The organism is Streptomyces zhaozhouensis (genome assembly GCF_900230195.1).
Lineage (GTDB): Bacteria > Actinomycetota > Actinomycetes > Streptomycetales > Streptomycetaceae > Streptomyces > Streptomyces zhaozhouensis.
The window spans coordinates 427,113-443,806 of record NZ_OCNE01000002.1 but is presented as its reverse complement, the minus strand read 5'-3'; the positions used below and the strand labels follow the sequence as shown (position 1 = coordinate 443,806).

The 16,694-nt window shown below is 73.0% G+C and carries 15 protein-coding genes and 2 tRNA genes; 12 read left to right on the top strand and 5 right to left on the bottom strand.

Annotated elements, in window-relative coordinates; translation table 11 throughout:
• The first annotated feature begins 30 nt into the window (after positions 1-30).
• Positions 31-1,851, top strand: coding sequence for a glutamine--fructose-6-phosphate transaminase (isomerizing) (gene glmS, locus CRP51_RS05150; protein ID WP_097229762.1), 1,821 nt, complete (start codon positions 31-33; stop codon positions 1,849-1,851).
• Between the two features lie 520 nt (positions 1,852-2,371).
• Here the strand turns inward: glmS and CRP51_RS05145 are convergent.
• The gene (locus CRP51_RS05145; protein WP_097229761.1) at positions 2,372-3,514 is read right to left on the bottom strand and encodes a pyridoxal-phosphate dependent enzyme; all 1,143 of its coding nucleotides are present in this window, start codon (positions 3,512-3,514) and stop codon (positions 2,372-2,374) included.
• A gap of 135 nt (positions 3,515-3,649) precedes the next feature.
• On the bottom strand, positions 3,650-4,171 hold the full coding sequence (locus CRP51_RS05140; RefSeq protein ID WP_097229760.1) for a universal stress protein: 522 nt from the start codon (positions 4,169-4,171) through the stop codon (positions 3,650-3,652).
• 744 nt (positions 4,172-4,915) lie between these two features.
• On the opposite strand from CRP51_RS05140, the gene CRP51_RS05135 reads away from it, so the two are divergent.
• The 4 genes from CRP51_RS05135 (at position 4,916) to CRP51_RS05120 (ending at position 8,231) form a co-directional block, all read left to right on the top strand.
• Entirely contained in the window at positions 4,916-6,022 is a 1,107-nt protein-coding gene (locus tag CRP51_RS05135; RefSeq protein WP_099459286.1) for a GlxA family transcriptional regulator, read from the top strand.
• A gap of 171 nt (positions 6,023-6,193) precedes the next feature.
• Positions 6,194-6,796: an oligoribonuclease gene (orn, locus tag CRP51_RS05130; protein ID WP_097229759.1), complete on the top strand. Its 603-nt coding sequence runs from the start codon at positions 6,194-6,196 to the stop codon at positions 6,794-6,796.
• Between the two features lie 102 nt (positions 6,797-6,898).
• Positions 6,899-6,974 (top strand) — tRNA-His (locus CRP51_RS05125).
• A gap of 294 nt (positions 6,975-7,268) precedes the next feature.
• Complete coding sequence (locus tag CRP51_RS05120; RefSeq protein WP_107500833.1) at positions 7,269-8,231, top strand: IS481 family transposase; 963 nt, start codon at positions 7,269-7,271, stop codon at positions 8,229-8,231.
• 162 nt (positions 8,232-8,393) lie between these two features.
• Here CRP51_RS05120 and CRP51_RS05115 read toward each other — a convergent pair whose 3' ends face one another.
• Positions 8,394-9,056 (bottom strand): DUF2637 domain-containing protein, encoded by a 663-nt coding sequence (locus tag CRP51_RS05115; RefSeq protein WP_097229758.1) that lies wholly within the window; start codon positions 9,054-9,056, stop codon positions 8,394-8,396.
• Positions 9,057-9,266: 210 nt separating this feature from the next.
• On the opposite strand from CRP51_RS05115, the gene CRP51_RS05110 reads away from it, so the two are divergent.
• Genes CRP51_RS05110 through rsgA form a run of 3 tightly spaced genes read left to right on the top strand, consistent with a single transcriptional unit; the run spans position 9,267 to position 12,409 of the window.
• The gene (locus CRP51_RS05110) at positions 9,267-9,980 is read left to right on the top strand and encodes a M50 family metallopeptidase (protein WP_097229757.1); all 714 of its coding nucleotides are present in this window, start codon (positions 9,267-9,269) and stop codon (positions 9,978-9,980) included.
• Between the two features lie 41 nt (positions 9,981-10,021).
• Complete coding sequence (gene aroA / locus CRP51_RS05105) at positions 10,022-11,392, top strand: 3-phosphoshikimate 1-carboxyvinyltransferase (RefSeq protein WP_097229756.1); 1,371 nt, start codon at positions 10,022-10,024, stop codon at positions 11,390-11,392.
• A gap of 12 nt (positions 11,393-11,404) precedes the next feature.
• On the top strand, positions 11,405-12,409 hold the full coding sequence (gene rsgA, locus CRP51_RS05100; protein WP_097229755.1) for a ribosome small subunit-dependent GTPase A: 1,005 nt from the start codon (positions 11,405-11,407) through the stop codon (positions 12,407-12,409).
• Positions 12,410-12,447: 38 nt separating this feature from the next.
• Here the strand turns inward: rsgA and CRP51_RS05095 are convergent, their stop codons facing one another.
• Positions 12,448-12,972: a TetR/AcrR family transcriptional regulator gene (locus CRP51_RS05095; protein ID WP_097229754.1), complete on the bottom strand. Its 525-nt coding sequence runs from the start codon at positions 12,970-12,972 to the stop codon at positions 12,448-12,450.
• Between the two features lie 158 nt (positions 12,973-13,130).
• Between CRP51_RS05095 and hisN the strand changes: the two genes are divergently transcribed.
• From hisN to tesB, 4 genes are all read left to right on the top strand, one after another.
• Positions 13,131-13,925 (top strand): histidinol-phosphatase, encoded by a 795-nt coding sequence (hisN, locus tag CRP51_RS05090; RefSeq protein ID WP_097229753.1) that lies wholly within the window; start codon positions 13,131-13,133, stop codon positions 13,923-13,925.
• Between the two features lie 173 nt (positions 13,926-14,098).
• Complete coding sequence (locus tag CRP51_RS05085) at positions 14,099-14,518, top strand: Fur family transcriptional regulator (RefSeq protein ID WP_097229752.1); 420 nt, start codon at positions 14,099-14,101, stop codon at positions 14,516-14,518.
• 42 nt (positions 14,519-14,560) lie between these two features.
• A tRNA-Met gene (locus CRP51_RS05080) sits at positions 14,561-14,634 on the top strand.
• Positions 14,635-14,776: 142 nt separating this feature from the next.
• Positions 14,777-15,661, top strand: a complete 885-nt coding sequence (tesB, locus tag CRP51_RS05075) for an acyl-CoA thioesterase II (protein ID WP_097229751.1) — start codon at positions 14,777-14,779, stop codon at positions 15,659-15,661.
• A 48-nt stretch (positions 15,662-15,709) separates the two neighbouring features.
• Here the strand turns inward: tesB and CRP51_RS05070 are convergent, their stop codons facing one another.
• Positions 15,710-16,507, bottom strand: coding sequence for a phosphatase (locus CRP51_RS05070; RefSeq protein ID WP_097229909.1), 798 nt, complete (start codon positions 16,505-16,507; stop codon positions 15,710-15,712).
• Positions 16,508-16,694: the final 187 nt, after the last annotated feature.

Below are 16,694 nucleotides of genomic sequence, written 5' to 3'. Positions count from 1 at the left end.
CCGGAGTCACGACAGCAGGAGGAACCCAGGATGTGCGGAATCGTCGGATACATCGGGAAACGAGATGTCGCCCCGCTCCTGCTGGAGGGGTTGCAGCGACTTGAGTACCGGGGCTACGACTCCGCCGGCGTCGCGATTCACAGCAGCGGGAAGAACGGCGGCCTGAAGACCGTCAAGGCCGCCGGCCGCGTCCGCGACCTGGAGGAACGCATCCCGGCCCGGTTCGCCGGCACCGGCGGCATCGCCCACACCCGCTGGGCCACCCACGGCGCGCCCAACGACGACAACGCCCACCCGCACCTGGACGGCGCGGGCGAGGTCGCCGTCGTCCACAACGGCATCATCGACAACTCCGCCGAGCTGCGCGCCAAGCTGTCGGCCGACGGCATCCCGCTGGCCTCCGAGACCGACACCGAGGTGCTCGCCCACCTGATCTCCCGCGCACAGGCCGACACCCTGGAGGAGAAGGTCCGCGAGGCGCTGCGCTACGTCGAGGGCACCTACGGCATCGCCGTGCTGCACGCCGCCTTCCCCGACCGGATCGTCGTCGCCCGCAACGGCTCGCCCGTGGTGCTCGGCATCGGCGAGAAGGAGATGTTCGTCGCCTCCGACGTGGCGGCGCTGGTCAGCCACACCCGCCAGGTGATCACCCTGGACGACGGCGAGATGGCCACCCTCAAGGCCGACGACTACCGCACCTACACCACCGACGGCAGCCGCACCGCGGCCGCGCCGACCACGGTGGAGTGGGAGGCGGAGAGCTACGACATGGGTGGCCACGACACCTACATGCACAAGGAGATCGCCGAGCAGCCCGACGCCGTGGACCGGGTGCTGCGCGGCCGTATCGACGACCGCTTCGCGACGGTGCGCCTCGGGGGGCTCAACCTCGACGCCAGGGCGGCGCGCGGCGTACGCCGGGTCAAGATCCTCGGCTGCGGCTCCGCCTACCACGCCGGCCAGATCGGCGCCCAGATGATCGAGGAGCTGGCCCGCATCCCGGCGGACGCCGAGCCGGCCAGCGAGTTCCGCTACCGCAACGCGGTGGTCGACCCGGACACCCTCTACATCGCGACCAGCCAGTCCGGCGAGACCTACGACACCCTCGCCGCCGTCCAGGAGCTGAAGCGCAAGGGCGCGATGGTGCTCGGGGTGGTCAACGTCGTCGGCTCCGCCATCGCCCGGGAGACCGACGGGGGCGTCTATGTCCACGCCGGCCCCGAGGTCTGCGTGGTCTCCACCAAGTGCTTCACCAACACGGCCGTCGCGTTCGCCCTGTTGGCACTGCACCTGGGGCGGATCAGGGACCTGTCGGTCGCGGACGGCCGGCGGATCATCGAGGGGCTGCGGCGGCTGCCGGCGCAGATCGCGGAGATCCTGCGCGAGGAGGACCGGATCGCCCGGCTCGCGAAGGACTTCGCCGACGCCAGGAGCATGATGTTCGTCGGCCGGGTGCGGGGCTTCCCGGTGGCCAAGGAGGCGTCGCTCAAGCTGAAGGAGGTCTCCTACATCCACGCCGAGGCGTATCCGGCCTCCGAGCTGAAGCACGGCCCGCTGGCGCTGATCGAGCCGGCCGTCCCGACGGTCGCGATCATCCCCAACGACGAGCTGCTGGAGAAGAACCGCGCCACACTGGAGGAGATCAAGGCCCGCAGCGGCCGCATCCTGGCCGTCGCCCACGAGGAGCAGCCGAAGGCCGACGAGACGCTGGTGGTTCCGCGCAACGAACCCGAGCTGGACCCGGTCCTGATGGGGATTCCGCTGCAACTGCTGGCGTACCACACGGCGTTGGCGCTGGGGCGGGACATCGACAAGCCGCGGAACCTGGCGAAGTCCGTCACGGTGGAGTGACTCGCTGTCGACCACGGAGCTTCGGGGCCGGGCGGGTTGTCGTCGTCCTCGGCCCGGTGCCCGGTTGCTCGCGCGGTTCCCCGCGCAGTTCCCCGCGCTCCTTCGGGGCCGGTGGGCGGCTTGGGGGCGCGGGGAACCGTCCGAATGCGGTGTGGCGGGGCGCGGACGACACCGGTGCCGCGCCGGCCAGGTGGGTGGTCGGGCCGGCCGCCCCCGGAGGGATAGGCGGCGGCCCCCGGGGGGAGTGCGTGCCACCAAACGCAACCCCGGGGGCCGCCCCAGGTTGCCGGCGTCGCCCATTACGCCGGCAGGGGAAGGCCGCGGTCGGGTCCGTCACCTCCCGACCATCGGCCCGAGCCGACCGGTCCACCGGCCGCGCGGAAGCGGCTGGCGGAGCTGGTGTGAGCTTTATGCCCATCACAAACGCACAATCCACGTCCCACACCCGGGGAATTTGGTGAATGGTCAGTGGGCATGGGTGTCGCCGTCTCGCCTGGCGAGATAGGGGCCGGCGGGCCGCTCAGTCCTCCCGCCCGTCGAGCAGGCCGCTGAGGACGGACGCGGCCTTCAGGCCCGAGCCGGTCAGCACCGTCACCACCGTGTCCTCGGGGCCGACCACACCCGCCGCGCGGAAGCGGCGCAGCGCCGGCAGCACCTGGGCGCTGGTCGGCTCGACGAACAGCCCGCCGGCGGCCAGCTCCCGCACCGCGGGCAGCAGCTCCTCCTCCGGGACCGCGGTCGCGGCCCCGCCGCTGTCCCGGATCGCCCGCAGCACCTCCCGGTCGCGCACCGGCCGGGCGATGGCCGTTCCCTCGGCGAGCGTGCGCGGCCAGTCGGCGGCCTCGACCGCCTCGGCGCCGGCCGCCAGGGCGCGGGCCAGTGGCGCGCAGCGTTCGGGCTGGCTGACCAGGACGCGCGGCACCCGGTCGATCTCGCCGGCCCCGCGCAGTTCGGCGAAGCCGAGGGCGCAGCCCAGCACCAGGCTGCCGGCCCCGGCCGGCACCAGCACGGCCGAGGGCGCCGTGAAGCCCAGGTCCTCCCAGATCTCGTAGGCGATCAGCTTGGTGCCCTGGAGGAACAGGGGGTGCCAGTTGTGGCTCGCGTAGAACAGCGCGTCCGCGCGGCGCACCGCCTCGTCCGCGACCTCCTGGCGGCTGCCCGGCACCAGCTCGACCCGGGCTCCGTGCAGTCGGCTCTGCACGATCTTCGAGGCGGAGGTGGTCGCGGGGGCGATGATCGTGGCGCCGATCCCGGCGGCGGCGCTGTAGGCGGCGACGGACGAGCCGCCGTTGCCGCTGGAGTCCTCCAGCAGTCGCGTGACGCCCTGGTGGCGCAGCGCGCTGATCATCACGGAGACACCGCGGTCCTTGAAGCTGCCCGTCGGGTTCGTCGACTCGGGTTTGACGGCCACCCGCAGCCCCGCCCACTCCCGCTCCAGCAGCGGGGTGCGGCCCTCGCCGAGGGTGACCGGCTCGGCCTCGGGCAGGGGAAGCGCGGCGCGGTAGCGCCACTGGGAGTTGACGCCGGTGTCGATCTCCCGGCGGGTGATCCCCGGCAGCGGCTCCACCATCAGCGGCGAACCGTCGTCCCCGCGCCAGCGGGGCCGGTCGACGGGGTAGCGGCGGCCGGCGCGGTCGGTGAGCACGGGTGCGTGATCGGGCATGGTGACGGTGTTCCTCGCCTCGGCGGTGGTGAGCGGGCGCGTGGGGGAACACGACGCTACGCCCGCGCCCTCGCCGCCTACGACCAAGCCCCCACCGGCGGCCGGACCGCGTTCACCGGCTGTACGCGGCGACGCTCACGGGATGACGATCACCGGGCGCTGCGCCCGGCGCGCCAGGCGGCCGGAGACCGAGCCGAAGATCCGGCTCAGCAGGCCGTGGGTGGTGCCGACCACGATGGCGTTGGCCGCGTACTCGCGCCCGACCTCCTCCAGCTCGTGGCAGATGTCGCCGCCGCGCTCCAGCAGCACCCAGGGCAGCTCGGAGAGGTGCTCGGCGCAGGACAGCTCAAGGCCGAGCACCTCGGTGCGGTGGTCGGGGACGTCGACCAGGGCGGGCGGCTCACAGCCGGCCCACACCGTGGTTGGGAGGCGGTTGGCCACGTGGACGATGATCAGGCCCGCCTGGGAGCGCTGCGCGAGGCCGGCGGCGTACGCCAGCGCGCGCTCGCTGGACGTGGAGCCGTCGAAACCGACCACCACGCCGTGCTGGAACGCGGGATCACGCGCCGCGTGGTCCTCGGTCGCCGGGGCGGGGACGTCGGCCGGTTCGGCGACGCGCCTGCGGTCCGCTGGTTCGGGGAACTCGTATCCAGCCATCGGAGCCTCAACGGTGGGTCAGTGAGGAGACCTCGGGAATATGGGGGAGATGTGGGTGGAGTGCGTGGAGAAGGGGGAGGGTACTCCATTTCGTCACGGGTTCCACCTCCAGGGTACGGCGTTCAGGTACCTAGTTCCCAGAGATGGTGTGTACAACCCTGGAAACCGGCCCCGCGGCCGGGACCGTGCAGGATGCCGCATCCGTGGTCGTCCAGGCAACGCTTTCGGACACTTTCCGGAGCCTCCGTTGGCGCTCCGTGACCGAGGTGCCGTCGGGCGGGCGGAGGGGGAAGGGGTGGCGCATGGGTGCTCCTGTTCTGGACATGATCACTGAGCGTGTCGGGGGTGTTGCGGCGCGACCGGGGCGCGAGCGCCCCCGGCGTACGCCCGGCGCGCGGTCTGAAGGTCTTGCTGACGGCTTTTATTTTCAGCCAACTTCCGCACGGCCGCCCCACCTTGCTCATCCACCTCTTCAACACCCCGCGTGCGGCCGGTGGACGGGCGCTTCCAGCGCTGCTGCCCTCATGGGGGGCCGCTCGGAGGTGGAGGCGCACTTCCCCCAACTGCCGCCACGTGAAACGCTTCCTGATCGAATGCTTCGCGCCACGTTGTCATGTCGATTTAGCGCCGAGTGATGAACTTGTCCCGCCGACCTCGCCTGACACAGTAGATTCGATCTTGGCAATCACGTCGGGGGAAACGTGCAGGACCGAGAGGATGCGACGACCGAGGGAACTGAGGAGCATGAGCCAGGACCCAACGCACGGCCCCGAGCCCGCTGCCAAGCTGGCTGCCCGACGCCGCCGCGAAGTCGTCGCGGTGCTGTTGTTCAGCGGCAGTCCCATGTTCGAAAGCTCCATCCCGTTGTCCGTCTTCGGCGTCGACCGCCAGGACGCCGGGGTGCCGCGCTACCGCCTGCTGGCCTGCGCCGGTGAGGACGGGCCGCTGCGCACCACGGCCGGCCTGGAGCTGCGGGCGCCCTACGGACTGGGCGCCGTGGCGCGCGCCGGCACGGTGATCGTGCCGGCCTGGCGGTCCATCACGGGACCGCCGCCGCCGGCGGCGCTCGCCGCGCTCCGCCGGGCGCACACCGAGGGCGCGAGGATCGTCGGGCTGTGTACCGGGGCGTTCGCCCTGGGCGCGGCCGGACTGCTCGACGGCCGCCCGGCGACCACGCACTGGATGTACGCGCCGACGCTCGCCAAGCGCTACCCGTCCGTGCATGTGGACCCCAGGGAGTTGTTCGTCGACGACGGGGACATCCTCACCTCGGCGGGCACCGCCGCCGGCATCGACCTCTGCCTTCACATAGTCCGGCAGGACCACGGCCCCGAGGCGGCCGCGGCCCTGGCTCGTCGACTGGTGCTCCCGCCCCGCAGGGGCAACGGCACCGAAGCCGGCCAGCATCGACATCTGGACCGGTCTTTACCAGAGGACATCGGCGCCGACCCGCTGGCCGAGGTGGTGGCCTGGGCGCTGGAGCACCTCCACGAGCAGTTCGACGTGGAGACGCTCGCGGCCCGCGCCTACATGAGCCGCAGGACGTTCGACCGCAGGTTCCGTTCGCTCACCGGCAGCGCGCCGCTCCAGTGGCTGATCACCCAGCGGGTGCTCCAGGCGCAGCGGCTGCTCGAGGTCTCCGACTACTCGGTGGACGAGGTCGCCGGGCGGTGCGGGTTCCGCAGCCCGGTGGCGCTGCGCGGTCACTTCAGGCGCCAGCTGGGGGCCTCGCCGGCCGCCTATCGCGCGGCCTACCGCGCGCGGCAGCAGGACGGCTCCGGCCGGGCCAAGCAGATGGTCGACGGCTTCACGCCCCGGGTCCCGGCCCAGCGGCCGCGGCCGGAGCGGTAGGCGCCGGGGCGCTGGGCGCGGGGCACGTGGGCGACAGCCGTGCGGGGTGGTGGGCGCGGCGGTGAGTCCCGGCGTCGGTCTCGGGTGTTCGCGCGGTTCCCGGCGCCCCCCGGCGTCGGTGGGTCGCCGCCCGCAGCGTCGTGGTCGCGTTGCGCGACGTAAGGTTGTCGCATGAACGATCGCATGGTGTGGGTCGACTGTGAGATGACCGGCCTCTCGCTCGCCGACGACGCTCTCGTCGAGGTCGCCGCCCTGGTGACCGACTCCGAGTTGAACGTGCTGGGCGACGGCGTGGACGTGGTGATCCGTCCGCCGGACGCCGCCCTGGAGTCGATGCCCGACGTGGTGCGCGCCATGCACACCGCCTCCGGGCTGCTCGACGAGCTGGCGGGCGGGACGACCCTGGCGGAGGCCGAGGACCTGGTGCTCGACTACGTCACCCGGCACGCGCCGGAGGCCGGCAAGAGCCCGCTCTGCGGGAACTCGGTCGGCACCGACCGGGGCTTTCTGGCGCGGGACATGGGGCGCCTGGAGAGCCACCTGCACTACCGCGTCATCGACGTCTCCTCCGTCAAGGAGCTGGCGCGCCGCTGGTACCCCAGGGTCTACTTCAACAGCCCGGAGAAGAGCGGCAACCACCGTGCCCTGGCGGACATCAGGGAGTCCATCGCCGAGCTGCGCTACTACCGCGAGGCCGTCTTCGTCCCGCAGCCGGGGCCCGACTCCGAGACCGCCCGCAGGATCGCCGCGCGGCACGTCGCGCCGCCGGCCTGAGCGCGTCGCCGCCGGGAGGAAGGGGCGCGCGAGCACCCTTCCCGACCCTGTACACTCGTGGAGCGGTTGGCGAGCGGTGAGACACCGCCCGAGCCGATCATGGTGGGTGTAGCTCAGCTGGTAGAGCACCTGGTTGTGGTCCAGGTGGTCGCGGGTTCAAGTCCCGTCACTCACCCCAGAGAAGCAAGGCCCCTGACCTGCGGAGACGCAGGGCGGGGGCCTTCTTGTCGTCGGCTTCCGGATCGCCGGGGATCACCCGGGCGCGGCGAACCCCCGGGCCCGGCCCGTGACTTCGCCGCCGCGACGGCCGTGAGAGGGGTAACGGTGCTCCGCTAGGTCCTGTCCGGGGGACAGGACCTAGGTGTGCTGTCCCGGGACGTTGGTGACACGCGTGCTGGGTGCTTGAACAGGTGAGGGCCTTCTGGGTTCGGTGTGGATTGCGACATCTACCGCCGACCGCCAGGAGGCCCTCGTGTCCCACCGTAACGCCCCGCTGACCCCGACCGGCAGGCTGCGTCTGGCCCGGTGTGTTGTGGACGACGGCTGGCCGCTGCGGCGGGCCGCGGAACGTTTCCAGGTCAGCCACAGCACCGCCGCCCGCTGGGCAGGCCGCTACCGACAGATAGGAGCGGCCGGGATGCACGACCGCTCCAGCCGCCCGCACCACAGCCCGCGCCAGACGCCCGCCCCGGTCGAGCACCAGGTCCTGCGACTGCGGCGCGAGCACCGGATCGGGCCGGTGCGGCTGGCCGCCCGCTGCGACATCGCCGCCTCCACCGCCCACCGCATCCTTGTCCGGCACCACCTGCCCGCCCTGTCCACGCTGGACCGCGCCACCGGCGAACCCGTACGCCGCTACGAACGGTCCCGGCCCGGGGAACTGGTCCACATCGACGTCAAGAAGCTCGGCCGCATCCCCGACGGCGGCGGCCACAAGGTCCTTGGCCGTGCGGCCGGCAGCCCGAACAAGGACCGCCGCAACGGCGCGGGATACGCCTACCTGCACACCGCCCTGGACGACCACACCCGTCTCGCCTACACCGAAGACCTGCCCGACGAAACCGCCGCCACCTGCGCCGGCTTCCTCACCCGGGCCACCGCCTGGTTCGCCGCGCGCGGCATCGTGACCGAACGGGTCCTCACCGACAACGCCTGGGCCTACAGCAAGAACACCTGGCGCCAGACCTGCCACGACCTGGGCATCAGCCCCCGCTGGACCAGGCCCTGGCGACCGCAGACCAACGGCAAGGTCGAACGCTTCCACCGCACCCTGCTCGACGAATGGGCCTACCACCGGCCCTACACCTCGGACAACGAACGGCAGGCAGCGTTTCCCGACTGGCTGGACTGGTACAACTACCACCGACCCCACACCGGCATCGGCGGCCACACACCAGCCAGCCGCGTCACCAACCTGCCCGAACAACACACCTAGGTCGCCTCGTTTGGATCTTCGCGGGGGCGCGACGCCAGCTACGGCACCTCGCTGCGTTACCGAATCGCGCGAATACGACCAAGTATGAGCTGCGATCCGGCGCCTTGCGATGCACCGCATCTGACGCCGCGCCCTGATCCACGAAGATCCAAACGAGACAACCTAGCCGCGGTGGTTGCGGTTCCGTTGACGGGGGACGGCCGCGTGCCGGGGCGGGTTGGTGAGGGTCATCTGGCGCACGATCTGGTGGAACGCGATCAGCGCCGAGATCGGTGGCACGGCCGCGACGGCGATGTCCACCACGGTCCACGGCGCCTGGGCCACCGAGAGGCAGACGGCGAGACCGGAGAAGAGGACCACCACCGCCCACGAGTGCCGGGCGGTCCGCTGGTGCAGGGCGGCGCGGAGAATGGACAGCGAGGCGACCAGCCAGGGGCCGTAGACCAGCAGCGGCCACCAGGCGTCGAGGGCGCTCGACTGGGCGGGGGCCGCCGCGTCCCGCAGCGGCGCGTAGCTGATCAGTCCGCCCAGCACGCTGAGCATCGCGACCAGCACCGCCGTGGTCGCCGCCAGCAGCAGGCTGGCCCAGCGCAGCCAGCGGACCTTCGTCGAGTCGGCCGGGGGCGAGAAGCGGGCGCGCGCCCTGCGGTGTCTGCGTGCCGGTGGCGCCTCCTCCTCGGGCGCGGAGGTGAGCAGCTCGGTCAGCCGGGCGGTGTCGTCGTCGAAGGCCCAGCCGCCCGCCACCGGCCGCAGTTCGGGCGGGACGAAGATCCCCATGTCGTCGGTGCCGTGCGGCCAGGCCGCGCCACGAGAGTCGTGCATCATCGGTCGCGGTCCTCGCCCTCGGCTGGCAGTGCGGTCACATTCCGCCAAACGATGCGGTCCCGGCCAAGATGTGAGGCATTGGAGTGAATGCCCTCCTGCGGGTGGCCCAGCGGACGTGACATGACCGAACCGTTTCCTCAACGCCCCCGCGTCGTTGTGACCCCGGTCGCCGGCCGCGCGTTCATCGGATAGCCCTAGGATCGGGCAGTCATGGACATCGCTGATATCGAGGAGCTGTGGGACCGGGTCACCGGCACGCAGCCCGCTCCCGAGATGTGGCTGGTCGTGGCCACGGCCCTCGTCGCGCTGGCGGCGGTCGTGCCCTGGGGGATCTGGCGGCTGACGCGGAACACCATCACCATCGCCCACGAGGGCGGACACGGCCTGGTGGCGCTGCTCAGCGGGCGGCGGCTGGAGGGCATCAAGCTGCACTCCGACACCTCGGGGCTGACCGTCTCGCGGGGCAAACCCACCGGCTTCGGGATGATCCTGACGGCGGCGGCCGGCTATGTCGCCCCGTCGCTGCTGGGGCTCGGCGGTGCCGCGCTGCTGGGGGCCGGCCGCATCACGGCGCTGCTGTGGGGCGCCACCGCGCTGCTGCTGGCGCTGCTGGTGATGACGCGCAACGCGTACGGCCTGCTCACCGTGCTGCTGACCTGCGCGCTCTTTCTGCTGGTCTCCTGGCTCACCGAGCCGGACGTGCAGGCGGCGTTCGCCTATCTCGTGGTCTGGTTCCTGTTGTTCGGGGGCGTGCGCCCGGTCTTCGAGCTCCAGTCCAAGCGCCGGCGCGGGCAGGCGCGTGACTCGGACGCGGACCAGCTCGCGCGGCTGACGCACGCGCCCGCCTTCTTCTGGCTGATTCTGTTTCACGCGGTGACGTTGGCGTCGTTGATCGGTGGCGCCGGGTGGTTGCTCGACCGTTGAACACCGGCGATCACGGACTGTCACGCACTAGAGTGAGGCTCATGACCGACCACAGCGAGACCCTGGCCCTCTGGCCCGCGCCTTTCGCCCCCGGCGCGGTGGACGCGACGGTGACGGTGCCCGGCTCCAAGTCGGTCACCAACCGGGCCCTGATCCTGGCGGCGCTCGCCGCCGACCCCGGCTGGCTGCGGCGCCCGCTGCGCTCCCGGGACACCCTGCTGATGGCGGAGGCGCTGCGCGCGCTCGGCATCGGCATCGAGGAGACCGTCTCCTCCAGCTCGGCGGTCGCCGGCCCGGCCGGGGGCGGCGGCGAGGCGTGGCGGGTCATCCCCGCGCACCCGCAGGCGCCCGCCACGGTCGACGTGGGGAACGCGGGCACCGTGATGCGCTTCCTGCCGCCGCTGGCCGCTCTCGCCGAGGGGCCGGTCCGGTTCGACGGCGACCCGCGCTCCCACGAGCGACCGCTGCGCGGCGTGATCGAGGCGCTGCGCGCGCTGGGCGCCAGGATCGAGGACGGCGGTCGGGGTGTCCTGCCGATGACGGTGCACGGCGCCGGTTCGCTGGACGGCGGGCGGGTCACCGTCGACGCCTCCTCGTCCTCGCAGTTCGTCAGCGCGCTGCTGCTCTCCGCGCCCCGGTTCAACAAGGGCGTCGAGGTGCGGCACGTGGGCGAGCGGCTGCCGTCGACCCCGCACATCCGGATGACCGTGGACATGCTGCGCCGGGCCGGCGCGCAGGTGGACGCGCCCGACTCGGGCGGCGAGCCCAACGTCTGGCGGGTGACGCCGGGCGCGCTGCTCGGCCGGGACCTGGTGGTCGAGCCCGACCTCTCCAACGCGCAGCCGTTCCTGGCCGCCGCGCTGATCACCGGCGGCCGGGTCACCGTTCCCGACTGGCCGACCAGGACGACCCAGCCGGGTGACGCGCTGCGGCGGATCTTCACCGAGATGGGCGGCGAGTGCCACCTGGACGACCGGGGCCTGACGCTGACCGGCACCGGCCGGGTGCGCGGCATCGACGCGGACCTCGGCGAGGTCGGCGAGCTGACGCCGGGCATCGCGGCGGTCGCCGCCCTCGCCGAGAGCGAGTCCACGCTGCGCGGCGTCGGCCATCTGCGGCTTCACGAGACTGACCGGCTGGCCGCGTTGACCAGGGAGATCAACGCGCTCGGCGGCGATGTCACCGAGACCGACGACGGGCTGCGCATCCGTCCGCGTCCGCTGCACGGCGGGGTCTTCCACACCTACGAGGACCACCGACTGGCCACCGCGGGCGCGCTGTTGGGCCTGGTGGTCAAGGACGTCGAGGTCGAGGACATCGACACGACGGGCAAGACCATGCCCGACTTCCCGGAGCTGTGGCACCGGATGCTGGCCCCGGAGGGGCCGGGCGCCGCGGGGGTCGGGGACTAGGCGGGCCCGGCGATGCGTCGCTACGGCAAGAACGCGGACGAGGAGGACGTCCGGGTCCGCCCCAGCCGCCGGGGCACCAGGCCCCGCACCCACCGCAGGCCGGCCCACGAGGACGCGGCCGAGGGATTCGTGGTGACAGTGGACCGGGGGCGGCTGACCTGCCTCGTCGAGGACCGCACCGTGGTCGCGATGAAGGCCAGGGAGCTGGGCCGCAAGAGCGTGGTGGTCGGGGACCGGGTCGCCGTGGTCGGCGACCTCTCGGGGAAGAAGGACACCCTGGCCCGCGTGGTGCGCGTCGAGAAGCGCCGCTCCACGCTCCGCCGCACCGCCGACGACGACGATCCGTTCGAGCGGGTGGTGGTCGCCAACGCCGACCAGCTGGCGATCGTCACCGCGCTGGCCGACCCGCGGCCGCGGCCCCGGCTGATCGACCGCTGCCTGGTCGCCGCCTACGACGCCGGGCTCGAACCGCTGCTCATCCTCACCAAGGCCGACCTGGCGCCCGCCGAGCCGCTGCTGGAGACCTACGCGCCGCTCGGGGTGCGGCACGTGGTGACCAGCGTGGAGCGGTTCGACGAGGAGTCGGTCGCCGCGATCCACGCGCTGTTGGCCGGGCGGCTGACCGCGTTCGTCGGGCACAGCGGAGTCGGCAAGACGACCCTGGTCAACGCGCTGGTGCCGGAACGGCGCCGGGCGACGGGACACGTCAACGCGGTGACCGGGCGCGGCCGGCACACCACCGTCTCCGCGTTGGCGCTGCCGCTGCCGGACGCCGACGGCTGGGTGATCGACACCCCCGGGGTGCGGTCCTTCGGGCTGCACCACGTCGACCCGTCCCGGGTGATCCACGCGTTCCCCGACCTGGAACCGGGCGCGGCCGGCTGTCCGCGCGCCTGCGGGCACGACGAGCCGGACTGCGCGCTGGACGACTGGGTGGCCGAGGGCCACGCCGAGCCGTCGCGGCTCTACTCGTTGCGGCGGCTGCTCGCCACCAGGGAACGCCACGAGGGCGACTGACCGGGCGGCCGGCGGGCCGGCGTTCCCGGGAGGGGCCCTCAACGGCCCCCGGACGCCTCGGGGTTCTCGCGTTCGGGGGGCGCGATCAGCCGGGAGATGGCCAGCCTTATGGCCGTCTCGCAGGAGTCGGGCAGCCCGGCGCGCGCCGGGGGCGCGGTGTGGGGGGCGAGGGCGCGCAGCGCGCGTTCGCGTAACTCCGCCACCAGCCTGCCGGGAGGCGTCCGGGCCGGCGGCATCCCGCCGCACCGGCAGCCGGTGAGCGAGGCGCGCACCAGACGGTCGGCGCGGGCGGCGGAGACGATCCAGTCGGCGGCCTCGGCGAGCGGATCGCCGGCGCCGGCGGCGCGCCGGGCGCAGTGCTCGCGGAACCCGTCGAGGAACCCGGACACCCGATGGTCCGTCAGGGCGCGCCCGAGGCCCGCCTTGTCGCCGAACTCGTTGTAGAGGGTCTGCCGGGAGACCCCGGCGGACGCCGCCACCTCGACCATCCGCACCAGCGGCCACGGCCGCTCGTCGACGGCGCTTCCGGCGGCTTCCAGCAGGGACTCGCGCGCGGTGGGCATCGTCGCCTCCTCGCTCCGGGGGCGGGCACCGGCTGGGGGACACCGCCAGGTCCGGGGACAGAATTGACGCGCCCGCGCGGGGTGTCAAGGGGCGCCGCCGCCGGCGCCGCCCTCGCCCGCCGCCCGCGCCGGGGCGAGCGGCGGTGATACTGGGGGGCATGGCCGACTACCACGATGATCTGCGCCTCGCGCATGTGCTGGCCGACGCCGCCGACGCCACGACGATGGACCGGTTCAAGGCGCTCGACCTCAAGGTCGACACCAAACCGGACATGACCCCCGTCAGCGAGGCCGACCGGGCGGCCGAGGAGTTGATCCGCTCCGCGCTGCGGCGGGCCCGGCCCCGGGACGCCGTGCTGGGCGAGGAGTACGGGAGTGAGGGACAGGGCCCCCGGCGCTGGGTGATCGACCCGATCGACGGCACCAAGAACTACGTGCGCGGGGTGCCGGTCTGGGCCACGCTGATCGCGTTGCTGGAACGGGACGCGGAGGGCGACCTGCCGGTGGTCGGCCTGGTCTCGGCGCCGGCGCTGAACCGGCGCTGGTGGGCGGTGCGCGGCGGGGGCGCGTTCGCCGGGCGCAGCCTGACCTCCGCGAGCCGGCTGCGGGTCTCCGACGTCGGCTCGCTGGCGGACGCGTCGTTCTCCCTCTCCTCGCTGGGGGGTTGGGAGAAGCGCGGGATGCTCGACGGGCTGCTCGACCTGACGCGCTCCTGCTGGCGCACCCGCGGCTACGGCGACTTCTGGTCGTACATGATGGTCGCCGAGGGCGCCGTCGACATCTGCGCCGAGCCTGAGCTGTCGCTGTGGGACATGGCCGCCCCCTCGATCGTGGTGACCGAGGCCGGAGGCCGTTACACCGGCCTCGACGGGGTGCCGGGGCCGCACGGGGCGGACGCCGCCGCGTCGAACGGGCTGCTCCACGAGGAGCTGCTGGCGAAGCTGCGCGCCTGAGCCGCACGGTCGTCCGGAAGGGCGCGGCGGGCGGTTCCCGAGCCGTGGAGGGCCTTGGACCACGGCGCGGGACCGCCCGCCGCCTTTCATGAGCCAATCTTATATTGGACTTAGTCCAAGTCAAGGGTGAGTCCGGAACGCGATGGCCCCCAGGGAAGTACTAGGCTGGCGCCATGAGTGACCTGCTTGAGCGACTGCGCGCCAGGGGTTGGCGACTGACCGCCCAACGGCGCGTCATCGCGGAGGTGTTGAACGGCGAGCACGTCCACTTCACCGCGGACGAGGTCCACGCCAGGGCCGTGGACCGGCTGCCGGAGATCTCCCGGGCCTCGGTCTACAACACGCTGGGCGAGCTGGTCTCCCTCGGCGAGGTGAGCGAGGTGACCACGGACGGCCGGGCCAAGCGGTACGACCCCAACGCCCACGACCCGCACCAGCATCTGGTCTGCTCCGGCTGCGGCGCGATGCGCGACGTGCGGCTGGGCGAGGACCCGATGCGGGCGCTGCCGGAGGGGGAGCGCTTCGGCTTCGAGGTGTCGCGCGCGGTCGTCACCTACTACGGGCGCTGTCCCGCGTGCGTGCGGGGCGGCTGATTTGCCCGTCGGGACGCGGCGGGGCTAGAGTGGTCAACACGACGCGGGGTGGAGCAGCTCGGTAGCTCGCTGGGCTCATAACCCAGAGGTCGCAGGTTCAAATCCTGTCCCCGCTACTGGTGAACGAAGGTCCGGTCCTTTCGGGGGCCGGACCTTCGGTCGTTTCCGCCTCGGCGTGCCCCCTCCGGTTTCGGCCGTGTTCGGCGCTCCGGGACGGCCGGCCGTGGCCGGGCGCCGGCGGCTGTGGAGAATCGAGGCATGGACGCTACTCTCCAGTACCTGCTCGGTCTGCTCGACCTGGAGCCCATCGAGCGCGACATCTTCCGGGGCGACAGCCACCGTTCCGTGGTGCCCCGCGTCTTCGGCGGCCAGGTCGCCGCGCAGGCGCTGGTCGCGGCCTGCCGCACCGTCCCCGAGGAGCGCGTGGCCCACTCGCTGCACTCCTACTTCCTGCGCCCGGGCGACCCGGGCGCGCCGATCGTCTACACCGTGGACCGGATCAGGGACGGGCGTTCGTTCAGCACCCGGCGCGTGGTGGCGGTCCAGCACGGGCAGCCGATCTTCCATCTCTCGGCCTCGCTCCAGGACGTCGAGGAGGGGCTGGAGCACCAGGAGCCGATGCCCGAGGTCCCCGACCCCGAGACGCTGCCGACCGCCGACGAGATGCTGCCCCGCTACGCCGACCGCTTCGTCGACCCCGCCGTGGTGGAGCTGCTGCTGGACGCGCGGCGCGCCATCGACCTGCGGTACGTGAACGAGCCCCCGTTCGCCACGGCCGGCGTCCGGCGCGAGCCGCGTTCCCAGGTGTGGTTCCGCGTCAACGGGAAGCTCGACGGGGAGGCGGACAGCCCGGTCTCGCACCTCTGCCTGGCCACCTACGTCTCCGACATGACGCTGCTGGACTCGGTGCTGCTGGCGCACGGCAGGGGCGGCTGGACGGTCGGCGACATCGTGGGCGCCAGCCTGGACCACGCGATGTGGTTCCACCGGCCGTTCCGCGCCGACGAGTGGCTGCTCTACGACACCGACTCGCCCACCGCGCAGGGCGGGCGCGGGCTGGCGCGGGGGCGGATCTTCACCCGGGACGGGCGGCTGGCGGTCTCGGTGATCCAGGAGGGGCTGATGCGCGTCCCGCGCGGCTGAGCCGTTCCGCCCGGGAGGCGGGGCGTGTGCGCCGGGACCGGGCCGGGGTCAGACCAGGGGGCTGGGGCCGGCGAGACCGGCGGCGTCCAGCAGGTAGGCCGTCATCGGCTCGTAGAAGCGCGGGTTGATCACGTGGTCGTCCAGCGGGACGCAGACGCTCAGCGTGCCCTCGTTCTCGCCGAGGAAGAGCGCCGGGTCGTTGCAATCCGCGTAGCCCACGGTCTCGATGCCGAACTGCGCGGCGCAGCCCGCCCAGCCGTGGTCGGCGATCACCAGGTCGGGCAGCTCCTCGCCCTCCTGCGGCAGGGCGGTCAGGATCTCCGCCATGGGCTGCGGGGAGTGGGTGTGCCAGAGCGTCGCGCCGCGCTCGTACATCGCGACGCCGGCCAACTGCGCGACCACGCCCTCGTCGGCCGTCAGCCCGAGCGGGACGCGCACCAGGTCGCAGCCGACGGCGCTGAGCGCGGCGGCGGTCTGGGCGTGCACGTCGAGCAGGCCGCCGGGGTGGCCGGTGGCGACCAGCACCCGCTGCCGGTCCTGGGCCGCCTTGCGCAGCAGAGCGGCGGCCCGGTCCAGGCCGTCCACGGTGAGCTCGGGGTCGATGGTGTCCTGCCCCTGCCGGTGCTCGGGGTCCTCGTCGACGCCGCAGCGCTCGGCCATCACGGCCAGCACGTCCTGCTCGTCGGTCCAGCGGTCGCCGAGTTCGAGTCCGAGCCAGTAGTAGCGGTTGCCGTTGGCCAACTCGCGGTAGTGCGCGAGGTTGTTCTCCCTCGGGGTGGCGACCTCGCCGGCGATCCGGGTGCGAATCAGGTGTTCGATCAGTTCCGAACGGGAGGGGGCGGCGATGGTCGGCATGGTGACCAGTATCGCCCGGACGCGACGGTTCCGGGCGGGGTGTCGCCGAGCTGTGATGTGAGGCGGGGCGACTACGCGTCCGCGTGGCCGGGGCGCGGCGTCGGCCGCGGGGCCGTGGGAGCGCGCGCGGTCCCCCGCACCCCTTCGCCGCCGGGGGCGGCTCGGGGGCGCGGGGGAC

Coding starts and splice junctions, on each gene's coding strand:
- CRP51_RS05095 (WP_097229754.1), bottom strand. CDS start 12,972: ATGCCCACCGCGCGCGAGTCCCTGCTGGAAGCCGCCGGAAGCGCCGTC.
- CRP51_RS05140 (WP_097229760.1), bottom strand. CDS start 4,171: ATGGCTGGATACGAGTTCCCCGAACCAGCGGACCGCAGGCGCGTCGCC.
- tesB (WP_097229751.1), top strand. CDS start 14,777: ATGGACGCTACTCTCCAGTACCTGCTCGGTCTGCTCGACCTGGAGCCC.
- orn (WP_097229759.1), top strand. CDS start 6,194: ATGAACGATCGCATGGTGTGGGTCGACTGTGAGATGACCGGCCTCTCG.
- glmS (WP_097229762.1), top strand. CDS start 31: ATGTGCGGAATCGTCGGATACATCGGGAAACGAGATGTCGCCCCGCTC.
- CRP51_RS05115 (WP_097229758.1), bottom strand. CDS start 9,056: ATGATGCACGACTCTCGTGGCGCGGCCTGGCCGCACGGCACCGACGAC.
- CRP51_RS05135 (WP_099459286.1), top strand. CDS start 4,916: ATGAGCCAGGACCCAACGCACGGCCCCGAGCCCGCTGCCAAGCTGGCT.
- CRP51_RS05085 (WP_097229752.1), top strand. CDS start 14,099: ATGAGTGACCTGCTTGAGCGACTGCGCGCCAGGGGTTGGCGACTGACC.
- CRP51_RS05110 (WP_097229757.1), top strand. CDS start 9,267: ATGGACATCGCTGATATCGAGGAGCTGTGGGACCGGGTCACCGGCACG.
- CRP51_RS05145 (WP_097229761.1), bottom strand. CDS start 3,514: ATGCCCGATCACGCACCCGTGCTCACCGACCGCGCCGGCCGCCGCTAC.
- rsgA (WP_097229755.1), top strand. CDS start 11,405: ATGCGTCGCTACGGCAAGAACGCGGACGAGGAGGACGTCCGGGTCCGC.
- hisN (WP_097229753.1), top strand. CDS start 13,131: ATGGCCGACTACCACGATGATCTGCGCCTCGCGCATGTGCTGGCCGAC.
- aroA (WP_097229756.1), top strand. CDS start 10,022: ATGACCGACCACAGCGAGACCCTGGCCCTCTGGCCCGCGCCTTTCGCC.